General features: G+C 61.0%; 20 protein-coding genes. 5 read left to right on the forward strand and 15 right to left on the reverse strand.

Annotated elements, in window-relative coordinates; all coding sequences use genetic code 11:
* Nucleotides 1-15 precede the first annotated feature (15 nt).
* The 4 genes from O3298_RS18235 (at nucleotide 16) to panC (ending at nucleotide 2,656) form a co-directional block, all read left to right on the forward strand.
* Nucleotides 16-495, forward strand: a complete 480-nt coding sequence (locus tag O3298_RS18235; RefSeq protein WP_077409049.1) for a GNAT family N-acetyltransferase — start codon at nucleotides 16-18, stop codon at nucleotides 493-495.
* Nucleotides 496-602: 107 nt separating this feature from the next.
* On the forward strand, nucleotides 603-812 hold the full coding sequence (locus tag O3298_RS18240) for a DUF3460 family protein (protein WP_034778041.1): 210 nt from the start codon (nucleotides 603-605) through the stop codon (nucleotides 810-812).
* 17 nt (nucleotides 813-829) lie between these two features.
* On the forward strand, nucleotides 830-1,762 hold the full coding sequence (locus O3298_RS18245) for a ScpA family protein (RefSeq protein ID WP_077402012.1): 933 nt from the start codon (nucleotides 830-832) through the stop codon (nucleotides 1,760-1,762).
* A 54-nt stretch (nucleotides 1,763-1,816) separates the two neighbouring features.
* Entirely contained in the window at nucleotides 1,817-2,656 is an 840-nt protein-coding gene (gene panC / locus O3298_RS18250) for a pantoate--beta-alanine ligase (RefSeq protein ID WP_099664747.1), read from the forward strand.
* A gap of 65 nt (nucleotides 2,657-2,721) precedes the next feature.
* Here panC and O3298_RS18255 read toward each other — a convergent pair whose 3' ends face one another.
* Complete coding sequence (locus tag O3298_RS18255) at nucleotides 2,722-3,174, reverse strand: hypothetical protein (protein ID WP_099664748.1); 453 nt, start codon at nucleotides 3,172-3,174, stop codon at nucleotides 2,722-2,724.
* A gap of 294 nt (nucleotides 3,175-3,468) precedes the next feature.
* Between O3298_RS18255 and O3298_RS18260 the strand changes: the two genes are divergently transcribed.
* Nucleotides 3,469-4,221 (forward strand): SDR family oxidoreductase, encoded by a 753-nt coding sequence (locus O3298_RS18260; protein WP_305060186.1) that lies wholly within the window; start codon nucleotides 3,469-3,471, stop codon nucleotides 4,219-4,221.
* A gap of 73 nt (nucleotides 4,222-4,294) precedes the next feature.
* On the opposite strand, the gene cheY is transcribed toward O3298_RS18260, so the two are convergent.
* The 14 genes from cheY to flhD all read right to left on the reverse strand — a co-directional run bounded on the left by cheY (nucleotide 4,295) and on the right by flhD (nucleotide 17,230).
* Complete coding sequence (gene cheY / locus O3298_RS18265) at nucleotides 4,295-4,693, reverse strand: chemotaxis response regulator CheY (RefSeq protein WP_010396677.1); 399 nt, start codon at nucleotides 4,691-4,693, stop codon at nucleotides 4,295-4,297.
* 147 nt (nucleotides 4,694-4,840) lie between these two features.
* A complete protein-coding gene (locus O3298_RS18270; protein WP_034778028.1) occupies nucleotides 4,841-5,911 on the reverse strand; it encodes a chemotaxis response regulator protein-glutamate methylesterase in 1,071 nt (356 codons plus the stop codon).
* Between the two features lie 109 nt (nucleotides 5,912-6,020).
* Entirely contained in the window at nucleotides 6,021-6,629 is a 609-nt protein-coding gene (gene cheD, locus O3298_RS18275) for a chemoreceptor glutamine deamidase CheD (RefSeq protein ID WP_034758343.1), read from the reverse strand.
* A 9-nt stretch (nucleotides 6,630-6,638) separates the two neighbouring features.
* Nucleotides 6,639-7,511 carry a CheR family methyltransferase gene (locus O3298_RS18280; protein ID WP_251351875.1) on the reverse strand — a complete coding sequence of 291 codons (873 nt, stop codon included), beginning with the start codon at nucleotides 7,509-7,511 and terminating at the stop codon, nucleotides 6,639-6,641.
* A 71-nt stretch (nucleotides 7,512-7,582) separates the two neighbouring features.
* Nucleotides 7,583-9,304, reverse strand: a complete 1,722-nt coding sequence (locus O3298_RS18285) for a methyl-accepting chemotaxis protein (RefSeq protein WP_305057030.1) — start codon at nucleotides 9,302-9,304, stop codon at nucleotides 7,583-7,585.
* A 180-nt stretch (nucleotides 9,305-9,484) separates the two neighbouring features.
* Nucleotides 9,485-9,991, reverse strand: a complete 507-nt coding sequence (locus O3298_RS18290; protein ID WP_034758356.1) for a chemotaxis protein CheW — start codon at nucleotides 9,989-9,991, stop codon at nucleotides 9,485-9,487.
* A 30-nt stretch (nucleotides 9,992-10,021) separates the two neighbouring features.
* Nucleotides 10,022-12,214 carry a chemotaxis protein CheA gene (cheA, locus tag O3298_RS18295; protein WP_305060187.1) on the reverse strand — a complete coding sequence of 731 codons (2,193 nt, stop codon included), beginning with the start codon at nucleotides 12,212-12,214 and terminating at the stop codon, nucleotides 10,022-10,024.
* 43 nt (nucleotides 12,215-12,257) lie between these two features.
* Complete coding sequence (locus O3298_RS18300) at nucleotides 12,258-12,623, reverse strand: response regulator (RefSeq protein ID WP_034758362.1); 366 nt, start codon at nucleotides 12,621-12,623, stop codon at nucleotides 12,258-12,260.
* A gap of 83 nt (nucleotides 12,624-12,706) precedes the next feature.
* On the reverse strand, nucleotides 12,707-13,255 hold the full coding sequence (locus tag O3298_RS18305) for a chemotaxis protein (RefSeq protein WP_077401991.1): 549 nt from the start codon (nucleotides 13,253-13,255) through the stop codon (nucleotides 12,707-12,709).
* A 46-nt stretch (nucleotides 13,256-13,301) separates the two neighbouring features.
* A complete protein-coding gene (gene motB, locus O3298_RS18310) occupies nucleotides 13,302-14,279 on the reverse strand; it encodes a flagellar motor protein MotB (protein WP_077401988.1) in 978 nt (325 codons plus the stop codon).
* 58 nt (nucleotides 14,280-14,337) lie between these two features.
* Nucleotides 14,338-15,198 carry a flagellar motor stator protein MotA gene (gene motA / locus O3298_RS18315; protein ID WP_077401985.1) on the reverse strand — a complete coding sequence of 287 codons (861 nt, stop codon included), beginning with the start codon at nucleotides 15,196-15,198 and terminating at the stop codon, nucleotides 14,338-14,340.
* A gap of 219 nt (nucleotides 15,199-15,417) precedes the next feature.
* The gene (locus O3298_RS18320; protein WP_305060188.1) at nucleotides 15,418-16,179 is read right to left on the reverse strand and encodes a class I SAM-dependent methyltransferase; all 762 of its coding nucleotides are present in this window, start codon (nucleotides 16,177-16,179) and stop codon (nucleotides 15,418-15,420) included.
* A gap of 121 nt (nucleotides 16,180-16,300) precedes the next feature.
* A complete protein-coding gene (gene flhC, locus O3298_RS18325; protein WP_099664754.1) occupies nucleotides 16,301-16,864 on the reverse strand; it encodes a flagellar transcriptional regulator FlhC in 564 nt (187 codons plus the stop codon).
* A gap of 48 nt (nucleotides 16,865-16,912) precedes the next feature.
* Nucleotides 16,913-17,230: a flagellar transcriptional regulator FlhD gene (gene flhD / locus O3298_RS18330; RefSeq protein WP_034758381.1), complete on the reverse strand. Its 318-nt coding sequence runs from the start codon at nucleotides 17,228-17,230 to the stop codon at nucleotides 16,913-16,915.
* Between the last annotated feature and the right edge of the window lie 110 nt (nucleotides 17,231-17,340).

Below are 17,340 nucleotides of genomic sequence, written 5' to 3' on the forward strand. Positions count from 1 at the left end.
GCACAAGGACCGATGATGAATATCGTGGTGCGCGAAGCAACGAATGCCGATGCACAACTGATTGCCGAGCTGACCCGCGCCGCGTGGGCCGGCAAGGTGGCGGCCTCGTCCAGTGGACACCACGAGACGGCGCAGCAGGTGGAAGAGCAATTGCGCCACGGCGGCGGTTTTCTGTTGCTGATCGACGACATTCCAGCCGGTTCGCTGCGCTGGATGCCGCTCGACAGCGATCCCGCCATCTGGAAGATTTCACGCATGGGCGTGCTGCCCGCCTACCGGGGCAGCCACGTTTCGCAACATTTGCTGGAAGCCATCATTCATCACGGCCTGTCGTGCCAGGCGGAGGAATTGCGCCTGGCCGTGCGGCGCGACCAGCGCAAGCTGATCGATTTTTATGCGGCCTTCGAATTCGACCTGGCCGAAGAACTGGAATATTCGCACGCCAACCCCGCCGAACCGGCGCCGATGGTGATGCGGCGTTTGTTGCGTTATTGATTTTTAGCAATTTCGCCCCGGACTTGCCGATACAACAACCCGCCAGGCGGCACGGCGCGGTAAAATACGGCCGGCTGACCTTACCTATAAGACACTCAGAAGAGAATATGAAACTGCCTGCAAAACACAACAACTACGTATCCGACCACACCTTGTTCATCGCTGAACTGAAGGCCAAGAATCCTGGCATGGAAGCGGGCCAGCAAGCGGGCCGCGCCCTGCTGTGGGACAAGCCGGCCGTCAGCATCGATGAGCAGGAGCGCCAACTGGCGTCGGCCGTCAAGCAACAGGCTTACGTTTACCAGAACAAGAACTAAGATCTGGAACCGGCACGATGTTGCCTGAAGAGTCTGCAGTCACGCCGGAAGCCGACGCTTCCGGCGCCGGCGCAGTCATCGAGTCGCCCGAACCCGCCGCTGGCGGCGACGGCAGCGGCGACCCTGCAGCATCCGCCACGGCAGTAACGGACGCGGCTCCCGCCGCCGACCCGCTGGGCATCGCCCGCCTGTATGGCGAGCCGATGATGCGCATGCCGACGGATTTGTACATTCCGCCGGACGCGCTGGAAATCTTCCTCGAAGCCTTCGAAGGCCCGCTCGACTTGCTGCTCTACCTGATCCGCAAGCAAAATTTCAATATTCTCGATATCCCGATGGCGCAGGTGACCCTGCAATATCTGAAATATGTCGACCAGATCCGCGTGCGCAACCTGGAACTGGCCGCCGAGTATTTGCTGATGGCGGCCATGTTGATCGAGATCAAGTCGCGCATGCTCTTGCCTTCGCGCAAGAGCGACGTCGAGGAAGATGGCGGCGATCCCCGTGCCGAACTGGTTCGCCGCCTGCTCGAATATGAGCAGATCAAGCTGGCCGCCTACGACCTGAACGCCATCCCGCAGTTCGAGCGCGATTTCGTGCGCACGCAGATTTTCATCGAGCAAAGCCTGACACCCACCTGGCCCGACGTGGAACCGGTGGACTTGCAGCAGGCGTGGCTCGACGTGCTGAAACGCGCGAAACTGACCCAGCATCACCGCATCAGCCGCCAGGAACTGTCCGTGCGCGAGCATATGTCGAGCATCCTGCGCCACTTGCAATCGTCGCGCTTCGTCGAATTCAGCGAGCTGTTCGACATTGCCGGCGGCGTGCCCGTGGTGGTGGTCAACTTCGTGGCCCTGCTGGAACTGGCCAAGGAAACCCTGATCGAAATCACACAGGCAGAACCGTTTGCCCCCATCTACGTCCGGCTGGCCTATTCGCCCGCCTGACTCCTTCCCTTTGTCACTGACCACCGTACAACGGGGTTTTAGCGAAAGCAATCCATGAAAATTATTTCCGACATCGAAGAATTGCGCGACCAGCTCAGCGGACAGCTGCGCACGGCGTTCGTCCCCACCATGGGCAACCTGCACGAAGGCCATCTGTCGCTGATGCGCCTGGCGCGCAAGCATGGCGACCCCGTCGTCGCCTCGATCTTCGTGAACCGCCTGCAATTCGGCCCGAACGAAGACTTCGAGAAATATCCGCGCACCATGGCGGCCGACATCGCCAAGCTGGAAAAGGAAGGCGTGTACGTGCTGTTCGCGCCGACGGAAAAGGAACTGTACCCGGAGCCGCAGGAATACCGCGTGCGCCCGCCCGATGACCTGGGCAATACCCTGGAAGGCGAATTCCGTCCCGGCTTCTTCGAAGGCGTGTGCACGGTCGTCACCAAGCTGTTCTCTTGCGTGGGTCCGCGCGTAGCCGTGTTCGGCAAGAAGGATTACCAGCAACTGATGATCATCCGCAACATGGCGCGCCAGTTCGCGCTGCCGACGGAAATCATCGCCGCCGAGACCTACCGCGCAGACGATGGCTTGGCCTTGTCCTCGCGCAATATGTACCTGTCGGAAAGCGAGCGCGCAGAAGCGCCTGAACTGTTCAAGGGCCTCAATTTCGTCGCCGAGGAAGTGCGCAAGGGTAACTTGGCCGTCGGCGAACTGGAACAGGCGGCCATGCAGCTGCTGGACGGCCGCGGCTGGAAATCGGACTACATCGCCGTGCGCAAGCGCGCCAACCTGCAGGCGCCGAACGCCGCCGAACTGGCCGCCGGCGAACCGCTGGTGGTGCTGGCCGCCGCCAAGCTGGGACAGACTCGCCTCATCGACAACCTGGAAATTTAAGCGCCATCTCCAAGCGTCACCTCGACGGGGCCATTCGGCCCCGTTTCTGTTTCTTTTTCTTTTCCTTACTTCTCCATCCCCACCAGCTTGAGTTCGGCAAACAGCGGCCTGTTGCTGCCGCGTGCCGCTTGCAACATGTCATAGCTGGCCGCATCGAGCACGATTTCTTCTCCCGCCCACAGCTTGCGCTGGTTCGCAGGCAGCCTCAGGCTGCGCAGGATGGCCCGTGCCTGGGCCGGATCGGCCGCCAGCAGGCGGATGGCGTGCGCATGGCGCTGCGTACCCGTGAGTATCGGCAAGCCGCCCTGCGGGCCATGCTGACTCAGGCTGACATAGTCATGGCCGCCCACGCGGTGCAAATAGGCATGCCGGCCATCGGCTTCGGCTACCGGCTGCGCGGCAGGCTCCTGCATCTCGACCGACGCGACGGGCGCAACGGCCGTTTGCTCCAGGCTCACGCCGCAGGCCGTTAACAGGGCCGTGCCCAGGGCGAAAAATAATACGGGTGCTCGGCGCATCGTGCGCTCCTTCTTGTCGGGGTCGGGGACAAAGGGGAAATACTGCAGCGATCATGGGCCAAATTATTTGACGTGTAAAGTTAACTTTGGGAAATATTTCATTCCTTTGCGCAATTATCTTCAGGCAGCGGGATCTTCTCTGTCCGTACCCGGCAAGCCTGGGACAATTGTTAATGCAATTTGCACACTGAAATCATCAAACCCACCTTTATTCATCAATCAATAAAGATGACAATCGCTGCACTGGCTCGCAGCGACAGCATGCGGGCATCCCACCACAACAGGAGAACACCCATGAACACAGCAGCTATACCGGCCAAGGTCGCCATCGTCACGGGCGCTTCGCGCGGCATCGGCGCAGCCATCGCACGCCGCCTGGTGCGCGATGGCATGCGGGTCGTCGTCAATTACGCCAGCGGCAACGTGGAAGCGGAGCAGCTGGTGGCGGCCATCGTGGCCGACGGCGGCGCCGCCATCGCCGTCAAGGCCAACGTCGCCGACGCGGGCGAGGTGCAAGCCCTGTTCGATGCGGCCGAGGCGGCTTACGGCGGCGTCGACGTGCTGGTCAACAATGCCGGCATCATGCCGCCCGCGCTGCCGGCCCTGGCCGACACGGACGACGCCACCTTCGACAGCCTGTTCGCCATCAACGTCAAGGGCAGCTTCAACACCATGCGCCAGGCGGCGACGCGCTTGCGCCACGGTGGCAGCGTCGTCAACTTTTCCACCAGCGTGATCGGCCTGGCCCTGCCCGGCTATGCCGTCTACGGCGCCACCAAGGCGGCCATCGAGACGATGACGAATATCTTTGCCAAGGAATTGCGCGGCAAGAACATCACCGTCAACGCCGTCGCCCCCGGCCCCACGGCCACGGCGCTGTTCTTGAACGGCAAGACGGAAGAAACGATACAGCGCATGGGCAAGATGGCGCCATTGGAGCGCCTGGGCACGCCGGACGACATCGCCGCCGCCGTGGCTTTTCTGGCAGGGCCGGATGGCCGCTGGGTGAATGGCCAGACCCTGCGCGCGAATGGCGGGCTGGTCTGAGTTTTTTGCGGACGAAAAAAAACGCTGCCAATTCGCATTGGCAGCGTTTTTCTTGATCGGTATCAAGCCGTGATCAGGCGCCGGCTTTTTCCAGCTTCTCGAAAATCTTGTTCAGCTTTTCATCGAGGGTCGCGGCCGTGAACGGCTTGACGACATAACCGCTGGCGCCAGCCTGGGCGGCGGCGATGATGTTTTCTTTTTTCGCTTCGGCGGTGACCATCAGCACGGGCAGCTTGGCCAGTGCGGGATCGGCGCGGATATGCTGCAGCATCGTCAGGCCATCCATGTTTGGCATGTTCCAGTCCGACACGACGAAATCGTACGATTCCGCGCGCAGCTTGGCCAGGCCCATCACGCCGTCTTCCGCCTCATCGACGTTGGCATAACCCAGTTCCTTCAACAGATTCCGGACAATGCGGCGCATCGTCGAAAAATCGTCAACGACTAAAAATTTCATCTTTGGATCAGCCATGAATAACTCCGTTGTTTCTGTAGCGGTTTGTTAATAATATCGACATGAATGCCGACATTATGGTCGACACTACGGCAGCAAGTTGTAGGATAGCATTTTCGTTGCTTTTAGGCGAACAAACTTGCCTCAGATCATATAAAACGTGGCTTACACGCGCAAAGCACGCATGCCATGCGCAGCCAGGTGTCCCAGCACCATGCCAGGCAGCGCCGTCAGAGCGCCGACCTCATGCGTAGCACCGACGGCGATCGCCTCGCGCGGCATGCCGAACACCACGCAACTGGCTTCATCCTGCGCAAAATTATACGCTCCTGCAGCCTTCATCTCCAACATGCCTTGTGCGCCATCCTTGCCCATGCCGGTCAGGATCACGCCGACGGCATTTTTACCGGCCGATTGCGCGGCCGAACGGAACAGCACGTCGACGGACGGGCGGTGGCGGTTCACCGGCTCACCCTGGTCGATCTTTGTCATGTAGTTGGCGCCGCTGCGCGTCAGGGTCAGGTGCGAATGGCCGGGCGCGATGTAGGCGTGGCCGGGCAGAACGCGTTCGCCGCCTGCCGCTTCCTGCACCGAGATCTTGCACAGCGAATCGAGGCGGCGCGCAAACGAGCGCGTAAAGCCTTCCGGCATGTGCTGCGTGATCAGGATGCCGGGACAATCGGACGGCATCTGCATGAGGAATTCGCGGATGGCTTCCGTGCCGCCCGTGGAGGCGCCGACGATGATCAGCTTTTCGCTCGACGTCAACGGGCTGCGCAGCGCAGGCAGCGGCGCGGCCACCTTGTCGCTGGCCGACGGCAGGGTGCGCGCACGGATGCGCGCCTTCGAGGCGGCACGGATCTTGTCGGCGATCATGTCCGTGTACTCGCGCATGCCGCTCTGGATGGAAATCTTCGGCTTGGTGACGAAATCGACCGCGCCCAGCTCCAGCGCGCGCATGGTGATTTCCGAACCGCGCTCGGTCAGCGACGACACCATCAATACCGGCATCGGGCGCAAGCGCATCAGTTTTTCCAGGAAGTCGAGGCCATCCATCTTCGGCATCTCGACGTCGAGGGTCAGCACGTCGGGGTTGGTCTGCTTGATCATCTCGCGCGCCACCAGCGGATCGGGCGCAGCGCCCACCACCTCCATGTCGGGCTGGCTGTTCACGATTTCCGTCATCACGCTGCGGATCAAGGCCGAATCATCCACGATCAATACTTTGATCTTCATAGTTATCCTTCCAGGCCTTGCGGCCCTTATTCTTTATTAAATTAGTACACCGGACAAAATCGCCGCAAGCCGCACGGCGCGACGCGCAGCAGGTTTGGTCTGGTGTTTGTCAGAACAGCTCGACTTCGCCGCCGACTGGCGCGACTTTGAGACGGCTTGCGTAATCGAGTTCGCGGCGCACCAGCGTATCGTTATGCGTCTGCATCAGCTTTTTCACCAGCACCTTGCCGCTGCGGGGGAAAAAATACACCTTGCGCGGGTGGATGTCATTGAGGTCTTCCGCCACCACGCGCATCTTTTCCGCCTTCAGATAATTGATGACGAAGGCCGCATTGCGTTCGCCCACATTGATCGCCGTGAAGCCGCGCAGCACGGCGCCGCCGCCGAACACTTTCGCTTCCATGTTCTCGCGCCGCGCGCCCGCCTTCAGCAAATCGTTGATCAGGATCTCCATGGCGTAGGTACCATAGCGCATCGACGCGGAAATCGGGCTATTCGGATCGCTGCCGCCGTCGGGCAGCATGAAGTGATTCATGCCGCCCAGGCCCGTGACGCGGTCGCGGATGCAGGCCGAGACGCAGGAGCCGAGCACGGTGACGATCAGCATGTCCTTGTTGGTAAAGTAATACTCACCAGGCAAGATCTTGGCGGCGTCACAATTGAACGTCCTGTCGTAATAGACGTTAGTGGCGAATTGCTCTTTGGATTCCAGGCTCATATTTCACTCTCATGTACGATGCGACGATGCCTTGGGCGCGGTGCCCCGAGGCTGATCGAGCTCATAGACTGTTTTACCGCGCAGCTTCAATGAATCCGACACGTACAGAAAATTCTCCGAATGGCCCGCAAACAGCAGGGCATCCGGCTTCATCAACGGCACAAAGCGCGACAGGATCTTGCGCTGCGTCGCCTTGTCAAAATAAATCATCACGTTACGGCAAAAGATGACGTCGAACTGGCCCGTCACCGGCCAGCTGTCGGCCAGCAGGTTGAGCGGCTTGAAGGTGATCATCTGGCGCAGTTCCGGGCGCACCCGCACCTGCCCCTCGCGATCGCCCTTGCCGCGCAAGAAAAAGCGCCGCGCACGGTCGGCCGGCATCTTGTCGAGCCGGTCCAGGTTGTAGACGCCATTGGCGGCCGTGGCCAGCACGTTCGTGTCGATGTCCGTGGCGATGATGGTGACGGGCGGCGTGAGCGTATTGAATGCCTCGCACACCGTCATGGCGATCGAGTACGGCTCCTCGCCTGTGGAACTGGCCGAACACCAGATGGTGATCGGCCCGCTCAGTTTTTTCACATGCTCGGCCAGCAGCGGAAAGTGATGCGCCTCGCGGAAGAACGACGTCAGGTTGGTCGTCAGCGCATTCGTGAACGCTTCCCACTCGTCGCCCATGCGGCCCGCTTCCAGGTCGTCCAGGTAGCGGACGAACGAGGAGATGCCGGTCGCGCGCAGGCGCCGCGCCAGGCGGCTGTAGACCATCTCCTGCTTGCTGTCGGCCAGCGCGATGCCGGCCCGCTTGTAAATCATGGCGCGGACCCGTTCAAAGTCCTTGCCGGTGAAATCAAATTCCTTGACCGAATCCGTTTTAGTTTGCGGCATTTTGTTTTTACCTCTCTATGACTACTCTGACCAATGCCTTTGCAAGTATAACTAGCAGGACCGGGTTGGCGTCAGAACTCTTCCCAATCGTCGCCGCCGGCCGCCGCCAGCTTTTTCGCGGGCGGTGGCGTGCCGGCTTGCGCCGTCTTTGCCAACCGCCGTGTATTTGCCGCCACACTTGGTGCCGGCCGTGCAGCCATCTTGACTACTGGCGCGGGTGTGGGCATGGCCGCCTGCGCCCCGCTCTCGCCATCGAGCTTGAAGATGCTGACGGCGTCGGCCAGTTTCTGCGCCTGGTCCTGCATGCTTTCGGCCGCCGCCGCCGCTTCCTCGACCAGCGCAGCGTTCTGCTGCGTCATCTGGTCCATCTGCGCGATGGCCTGGTTCACTTCCTCGATGCCATGGCTCTGTTCCTGCGTTGCCGCCGTGATCTCGCCCATGATGTCGGCCACCTGCCGGATCGACGTAACGATCAGGCCCATGGTCTGCCCCGCCTCGTCCACCAGGCGGCTGCCCGCGTCGACCTTGTCGACCGAGTCGCCGATCAGGCCCTTGATCTCTTTCGCTGCACCAGCCGAACGCTGCGCCAGGTTGCGCACTTCCGACGCCACCACCGCAAAGCCGCGTCCCTGCTCGCCGGCGCGTGCCGCTTCGACGGCCGCATTCAAGGCCAGGATATTCGTCTGGAACGCGATGCCGTCGATGACGCCGATAATGTCGACGATCTTGCGTGAACTGTCCTTGATGGAACCCATGGTATCGACCACTTGCGCCACCACCTTGCCACCCTGCTCCGCCACCGACGACGCCGACACGGCCAGCTGGTTGGCCTGGCGCGCGTTGTCCGCGTTCTGCTTCACGGTCGACGTCAGTTCTTCCATGGACGATGCCGTCTCTTCGAGCGAACTGGCCTGCGTTTCCGTGCGCGCCGACAGGTCCGCATTGCCGCTGGCGATCTCGCGCGACGCCACGGTAATCGTATCCGTTCCCTGGCGCACGTCGCTGACCGTCTGCACCAGGCTCGCGTTCATGTCCTTGAGCGCCTGCTGCAAGGCGCTCGTTTCATCCTTGCCTTCGACCACCACGCGCGCCGTCAGCTCGCCGGCAGCCACCTTCTGCGCCACGGCCAGGGCGCCGGACAACGGCACCGTGATCGAACGCGTGATGAAGATGGCGCACCAGGCGCCGATCGCCACCGCCGCGCCGCCCAGGATGAACAACACCGTCATCAGGCGCGCATCGGCCGCCAGCGAGTCGTCCATGAAGCTTTGCTGCGCCACATGCTGCAAGTCGAGCAGCTTGTTGATGTCGGCCAGGGTCGTCTTGTTCAAGGGATCGATGCGGGTGGCAATAACCTTCGCCGCGCCCTCGCTGTTAAACGCCAGTACCTGCCCCATCGCTTCCTTGAAGGCCGCATCGACTTCGCCGTCAACCTTGGCGATATTAGCCAGCAGCGCTTTCTCGCCCTCGGACAGCCCCAGGCTGGCCAGTTTTCCGCGCGCGCCGTCGTACAGCTTGCGCTGCTCGCGCACCTTGCCCTCTTCCACCTGCATCAGCCCCACATCGCCCTGCAGGCCGATATTGCGCATGGCGATACCCGTTTCCAGCATCGCGCTTTTCATCAGCGACGCCTGCGTATTCTTTTCGCTTGCCAGCTCCAGCCCCGTGAGCAACTGGGCCTTGTTACGGTAATTCAGTGCATTCGCCGAAACGATCACTACCACCAGGATGGCGAGGATACTGCCAAAACCTATCCCCAGCCGGGTGCCTATCTTGAAATCGCGCAAACTCATTACAGTCTCCAATATTTATGTGAACGGCGCCCGTTCAACCGGACGGCGCCGTGTTGTGGCCTGGTCTCTGACGGACCTTGCAGCCTGCCGGCGCGCCTCTGCTCGCGCCGGTACATGCATATCTGTAGTGATTCTTTGCGTGCCAAAACGGCGGCGCACCGGGCGCCGCCTTGCTGCCGCTTACGCCGCCAGCTTGTCGATCAGGCCCATCTCGCTGCTCGACATCAGCTTGTCGATATCGACCAGGATCAGCATGCGCTCGTCGATGGTGCCCAGGCCGATCATGTAGTCGGTCGAGAAGGCGGTACCCATTTCCGGCGCCGGCTTCACCTGCTCCGGCGTCAGCGTGGTGACGTCGGAAACGCTGTCGACCACCATGCCGACGATGCGCCCGCCGATGTTCAGGATGATCACCACCGTGAACTGGTCGTACACGGGCGTGCCCAGGTTGAACTTGATGCGCATGTCGACCACGGGGATGATGATGCCGCGCAGGTTGATCACGCCCTTGATGAATTCTGGCGCGTTGGCGATGCGGGTGACCGCTTCGTAGCCGCGGATTTCCTGAACCTTCAGGATATCGATGCCGTACTCTTCGGAGCCCAGGGTGAAGGCCAGGAATTCACGGCCGGCGATGTCCTTGCCGTCGCCCGCATTGCTTCCGGATGTTTGTTGAGTATCTGACATGGTGCGTTTTCCTATCTTTATCTATCGGTATTACGAAAAAATGGACTCGTCGGCCAGCTGGCGAGAGGAACGGATCAGGGCGGCGACATCGAGAATCAGCGACACGCCGCCATCGCCCAGGATGGTGGCGCCGGAAATGCCCACCACCTTGCGGTAATTCGATTCGAGGTTTTTCACCACGACCTGCTGCTGTCCCACCAGGTCGTCGACAAACAGGGCCGCCTTGCGCCCTTCCGTCTCGAGGATCACGCAGATGCCTTCCGAGGGACTGGTAAAGCGCGGCGCGATGTCGAACATCTGGTACAGCGGAATCAAAGGCAGGTATTCGCCGCGCACCTTCACCACCTGGCCCTTGCCACTGATGTCCTTGATATCCTCAACGGCCGGTTGCAGCGATTCGATGACAAAGCCCAGCGGCAAAATATACACTTCGTCGCCGACGCGGATCGACATGCCGTCCAGGATGGCCAGGGTCAGCGGCAGCGAGATGGAAATCGTCGTGCCAAAGCCCTTCGCCGAACGGATGTCGACGACGCCGCCCATGGCGCTGATATTGCGCTTGACGACATCCATGCCCACGCCGCGGCCCGACACGTCGGTGACCGCTTCGGCAGTGGAAAAGCCGGGCGCGAAAATCAGCTGCCACACGTCGGCGTCGCTCATCGTCTCGGACACGTCCAGGCCCTGCTGCGCGGCCTTGGCCAGGATGCGCTCGCGGTTCAGTCCAGCGCCGTCATCGGATACTTCGATGATGATGTTGCCGCCCTGGTGGCTGGCCGAGAGGAACAAACGGCCCGCCTCGGTCTTGCCGGCTGCCACGCGGGCGGCCGGCATTTCCACGCCATGGTCGATACTGTTGCGCACCAGGTGCGTGAGGGGATCGACGATGCGCTCGATGAGGCCCTTGTCCAGCTCCGTGGCGGCGCCATTCGTGATGAAGTCGACCTTCTTGCCCAGTTTCGTCGCCAGGTCGCGCACCATGCGCGGGAAGCGCGAAAAGACGAAATCCATCGGCATCATGCGGATCGACATCACCGCTTCCTGCAAGTCGCGCGTATTGCGCGTCAGGTGGCTGACGCTGTCGAGCAGTTTTTCATGCAGCATCGGGTCGAGCGCGCTGGCGCGCTGCTCGATCATCGCCTGCGTGATCACCAGTTCACCCACCAGGTTGATCAGCTGGTCGACTTTTTCGATCGAGACGCGGATCGACGACGACTCGGCGCCGGCCTTGTCGCCTTCTTTCTTGGCCGGTTTCTTTTCCAGCTCCGCTTCGGCCGCGGCGCTGGCCACGACCGGCGTGGCGGCGGCGCCGGCGTTGCCCGCCTTAGCCGCGTCGGCGCGAATCTGTTCGAGCGGCTGGAAGAAACCGTAGCCCTGTTCGGCCTCGCTCTGCACGCCTGCGGCGGCGCGGATGTCCTCGAGCGGCTGGAAGAAGCCGTAGCCGGGATCGGCCGCGCCCTGCGCGCCGGGCAGCGGGTCGAAGAAGCCGTAGCCCTGGGCTTTTTCCTGCGCCGCGCGGGCCGCTTCGGCTTCACCTGGCGCCAGTGGCGGCGCCTGCGTGATCACCATGTCGTCCGGATTGAGCACGAAGGAGCAGATGGCCAGGATATCGTCCAGGCTTTCATGCGTCGTCACTTCCAGCACCTTGCGCGCGTCGGGCAGGCTTGATACCACGACGTCGCCCAGCAAGCCCAGTTCGGCCGCCAGCGCATCGACTTCGCGTGGCTCCATGGCCGGCAGCTCCAGGCGGATGCGATGGCCGCCGGCATGACTGACGGCGGCCTTTTCCGCCGTATGGAAAGCCGGTGCGACGGGCGTGAGCGCGGCCACGGGCACGTCCTGCGAGAACGACTGCAGCATCATGCGCACATTGGCCACGGCATCCTGGTCGACGGCGCTGCCCAGGCGGTGGCCGTCGAGCTGCATCTTGAGGATATCCTTGGCCGCCAAAAAGGCGTCGACGTGTTCCGCCGTCAGGGCCATCTGGCCCTGGCGGATGCGGTCGAGCAGCGACTCGAGGATATGCGTCACCTCGCTCATGTCGGAGAGGCCGAACGTCGATGCGCCGCCCTTGATCGAATGGGCGGTGCGGAAAATGGCATTCAGGTCTTCGGCGTCGGGCGCCGCAATATCAACGGCCAGCAGCAGCCGTTCTTTTTCAGCCAGCAGTTCTTCGGCCTCATCGAAAAAGACCTGAAAAAACTGGCTAATATCGATGGTCATAGGGTGACTCCGTCAATTGCATCGTTGTGCTGCGCGGCTGGCATCAGCCGATCACCTTCTTGACCACTTCGATCAGGCGTTGCGGATCGAACGGCTTGACCAGCCAGCCATTGGCGCCGGCGGCACGTCCCTTCGATTTCATCTCGTCCGACGACTCCGTCGTCAGCATCAGGATGGGTACCTTCTGGTAGGTCGGCAGTTCGCGCAGCAGCTTGATCAGCTCCAGGCCATCCATGCGCGGCATGTTCTGGTCCGTCAATACCAGGTCCACGGTTTGCAGCTTGGCTTTTTCCAGTCCATCCTGGCCGTCGACGGCCTCCACCACCTGGTAACCGGCGGCTTTCAGGCTGAACGCCACCATCTGGCGCAATGAGCTGGAATCGTCCACTGCAAGTATCGTTTTGGCCATCTTTGCTCCCACTTATTCCGGGCATCCTGCCCGAGTATTTGATTAATCAATCCATGCAACCACAAGCGTTCCGCACTGGCATGCTAGAACAGCTCGATGTCGCCACTTTCCAAATGCTGTTGACTGACAGCCTTGCGCAGCACGCTGCGCAACTCCAGGCTTTGAATCGCCAGCGCCATGCTGACCCGCCCCAGCAAGGCGACAATTTCTTCATTGTCGCTCTCCGGCAACATCTCCGCGCCATGCGAGCCCAGGGTTCCGAGGAACTCGCGCAAGCCCGTCACGCGCTTCAAGGTGCGCTCGATCAGCTGGCTGGTCATGTCCTGGAACTGCAGGCTGGTGATGGCGGCATTCACGTAGCCCCCCACCTCATCCTGCAATGCCAGCAGTTTTTCCCGCTGCTGCTCGGCCGGAATACCGCCGTCGAGCAGCAGGGCGATGGTATCTTGCTGCGCAGCAACAGCTGCGTGTATCGCCATGAAATTGAAGGACAGCTTCTCGATCGCCTCTTCCAGCAAGATGCCGGTCTGCACCAGGTCGGTTTCCACCTCCGTCAAGTGCTTGCGGCCATGGTCCGACACGCCAGACAGCAGGCGCTTTACATGCGAGCCAAGTATTTTCTTTCTTGTCATAAAGGTCTCATTGTTTCAATACACCACGCGTCGACAGCCTTGCGTGTTATTTTTTCGCCGCTACCGGGCTGGGGGCTGGCGCCGCCGCGGGCGGCGCACCGGCCGCCAGCCCTGAAGCGACAGCGGCGGCAGCGGCATCGGTCACCGGCAGCTCGATCGCCGAGCCATCGCGCAGGACATTTTCTTCCGTGCGTTTATTCATGACGATGATGCTGATGCGCCGGTTGATCGGATTGAAGGGGTCGAGCTTGTCCAGGTGGGCGGCCGAGCCCAGTCCCACCACGCGCAATACTTTCTCTTCCTTCATGCCGCCAATCACCAGTTCGCGACGCGACGCGTTTGCGCGGTCGGCCGACAATTCCCAGTTGCTATAGCCGGCATCGCTCATGTAGGGCGTCGAATCCGTATGGCCGGACAGGCCGATGCGGTTCGGCACTTCATTGAGCACGGAGCCGATGGCGTGCAGGATTTCCTTGGTGTACGGTTGCAGATTCGCATTGGCGAGCGCAAACATCGGACGGTTCTGCTCGTCGACGATCTGGATGCGCAAGCCTTCGCTGGTGATATCGAGCAGCAACTGGTTCTTGTATTTTTTCAGCAGGGGATTGGCGTCGATGGTCGCTTCGATGCGCGCCTTGAGCGCCTGCAGGCGCTTGCCCTCTTCGCGTTCCAGCGCGGCCTTGGCGGAATTGAGGTCGAACGACTTGCGCTGCTGCTCTTCCTGCGCCTTGCGCACTTGCCCATCCTGGCGCGACAAGTCCTGGCCGCCGCCCTGGATCACGGAATTGCTTTCGCCGCTGCCGGAACCGCCCGCCATGGCCACTTTCAAGGGGGTCTTGAAGAATTCGGAAATGCCGTTCAAGTCGCCCTTCGAGGTGGAGCCCAGCAGCCACATCAGCAGGAAGAAGGCCATCATGGCCGTGACAAAGTCGGCGTAGGCGATTTTCCACGCCCCGCCATGGTGTCCGCCAGCCGTCTTCTTGATACGCTTGACGATAATCGGGCGCATGCCTTCATCGGCCATGGCGTCCCCCTTCCGTGTGCTGCAAATGACTCATGGTGTCCAGGCGTATATTCACTGCTTACTTCGTTTTCGATTTCTTGATGTGGTCTTCCAGCTCATTGAACGTCGGGCGCTCGGTCGAGAACAGCACCTTGCGGCCGAACTCCACGGCCAGCGCCGGCGCATAGCCGTTCAGGCTGGCCAGCAGGGTCACTTTCACGCACTGGAACATCTTGCTCGACTCTTCCAGCTTCTGCTCCAGCAGGCTGGCCAGCGGTCCGACGAAACCATACGCCAGCAAGATGCCGAGGAAGGTGCCGACCAGCGCATGCGCGATCAGCATGCCCAGTTCGGCCGGCGGGATACCCACCGATTCCATCGTGTGCACCACGCCCATCACGGCAGCGACGATACCGAAGGCGGGCAAGCCATCGCCCACCTTGGCGATCACGTGGGCCGGCACGGCGCCTTCGTGATGGTGAGTTTCGATTTCGTTGTCCATCAGGTTTTCGATCTGGAACGCATCCATATTGCCCGACACCATCAGGCGCAGGTAATCGGTCATGAATTCGACGATGTGGTGGTCGGCCAGCACGGCCGGATACTTGGAAAACAGCGGGCTTTCCTCTGGCTTGTCGATATCGCCTTCGATCGACATCAAGCCTTCCTTGCGCACTTTGCTGAGCACTTCGAACAGCAGCGACATCAGTTCCATGTACAGTTCTTTGGTATAGCGCGACCCCTTGAACAGGCTGGGCAAGGCGGCGATCGTCGCCTTGATGGCCTTGTTATTGTTACCAACAAGGAAGGCGCCCAGGGCGGCGCCGCCGATCATCAGCAGCTCCAGCGGCTGGAACAGCGCCGCCAGATGGCCGCCGGCCAACGCGAAGCCGCCAAAGACCGAGGCGCAGACGATGATGTATCCGATTATGACTAACAAGTGCCCTGACTCCCAATAATGGCCGGGGCTGTATGCCCGGCGTGTTCAAACCTGTTCCTGCCTTCTGGCGGCTGCGCCGCCGGCAAAGACAGCGGCAAAAAAAGCAACCGGAAGTTAATTGAAATGCGCTGCTTTTCAATGCAATTCCGAGAAAATGCCGTGTGGAACTACAATAACGTGAGATTGCCCCACGGGCAAGCAAATAACGCAGACAATTGCTTAAAAGCACCATATGTAAAGTAAAGGGCCACCCTCTGTGGCGGCGATGGTCTTATCGGGCTCGCGTGCCGCAATCTGGAATTCGTAACTAAGAAGCATGCTACCGGGCAACATTTCCCTTTCCGCCTTGCGCCACAGGGCCGCCATCGCCGCCGGCGACAGGTAGGCAAAGACGACATCGTAGCGGCCGAAATCGAGCGCCTCGTAGTCGCCGCGCAGGAAGCGCGCGCGGCTGCCCGCCAGTCCTGCGCGCAAGCGGCTTGCCAGCCACGGCAGCGGCGCCAGCTCGATACCGGAAAACTGCCCATCGGGCCGGCGCCGCGCCAGGTCCAGCACCAGGCCGCCCAGGCCGCTGCCGATATCGACCAGGCGCACGCCGGGACGGTCCGCGATCAGCTCGGCCACCGCCTGCCACACCTTCGGCCCCGACGGATAAAACGGCACTTGCGTGCGAAACGTCGACCAGTACAAACTCAGCAGGAAGACAAAGGCCACCAGGAACACGGCCGGCGGCAAATCGAGCAGGCTGGCCGCCAGCAAGGCGGGCGCAAACAGCAGGCCGATGGCGCACCACCAGCGCGCCAGTCCCGCGCGCCACGTGATGAGCGCCGCCAGCATGCCCTGCACCAACACCACGGCCGGCAACGACATGGCCACGCCGGCACGCGCCAGACCATATACCAATAGCAACATCAAGGGAAAGGCCAGCACCTGGATCAGGATGGCCTTGAGCGCGGGCGCGCGCAGGATTTGTTGCAGCATGGGGCAGTCAAAGGAGGAAAACGCCAGTGTAAGCGAAAGCACCATGAAAAAACCGGAGTCCGGTCTGGCGACCGCTCCGGTTTTCACTGAGGCTATTATTCGGGCAGCTATTAAGGCAGCATCAGGCGGCGACACCCGGCGGCGCGACAGCGGCCGCTTCATCGCGCGCCTTCTTGGTCTTGCCAGCACGCGAAGGCATGTGGCACAGGCCGCACACATAATCGGCGTTCAGGTCGAGGCAGTTGACGACAAATTTGCCGCCACACTTGCCGCAGGGCGCCATGTCCAGCATCTTGCTGCTGAAAAAGCGCACCAGGGTCCAGGCCCGCGTCAGCGACAGCAGGGGCTCTTCACCCGCTTCGGGCGGCATCTGCTCCAGATACAGCTTATATGCCTTCATCACGGCTTCGATGCCGGTAGCGCCGGCGTGGTCGACGAGGAATTTGTGGATATTGATGAACAGCGAGGAATGGATATTCGGTTGCCAGGTGATGAACCAGTCGGTGGAAAACGGCAGCATGCCCTTGGGCGGCGAGACGCCCTTCAATTCCTTGTACAGATTCAGCAGGCGTTCGCGCGACAGCGAGACTTCCGTCTCCAGCAGTTGCAAACGGGCGCCCAGCTGTATCAATTCGATGGCCAGCTGGATTTCCTGCGCTTCCGATACGACACTTTTCTTGGCCATGCTGTGTACTCCACTACTGACTGATACTGACTGATAAGGTCGGGAACCTTAAGCGATTTCTTCGACGCCCTGGCCGGCCATCAGAATGGCAGCATGCGACTGGGCCAGCGAGCGGTCTTTATTGTAGTTCGTCAACATGCCCAGGATGGCGCTATCGTCGAAGCGGAAGCGGGCCAGCATCATGTTGCCGCCAGCCAGTTTCAGGATCTGCGCATTGCTCATGCCCTCGATCAGTTCGGCGATTTCGGCGGCAATGCCCAAACGGAAGATGGCCGTTACTTTGTCCGCACGAATCATTTGCTGGGCCAGCATCAGGTAGCTCAGGTTAGCGTCGCGAATCTCAGCCATCATGTCGTTAGCAGTCATTTCCATCTCCTCAATCCGTTGAATTCAGCTGGCGTTGTGTGTTGCCAGTGAGATACATTCTGCAGGAGCAACATTAAACGCAACAGAGGCAAAGCGCTGTATTTTTGGTC

This window comes from Janthinobacterium sp. SUN137 (assembly GCF_030587265.1).
Lineage (GTDB): Bacteria > Pseudomonadota > Gammaproteobacteria > Burkholderiales > Burkholderiaceae_D > Janthinobacterium > Janthinobacterium kumbetense.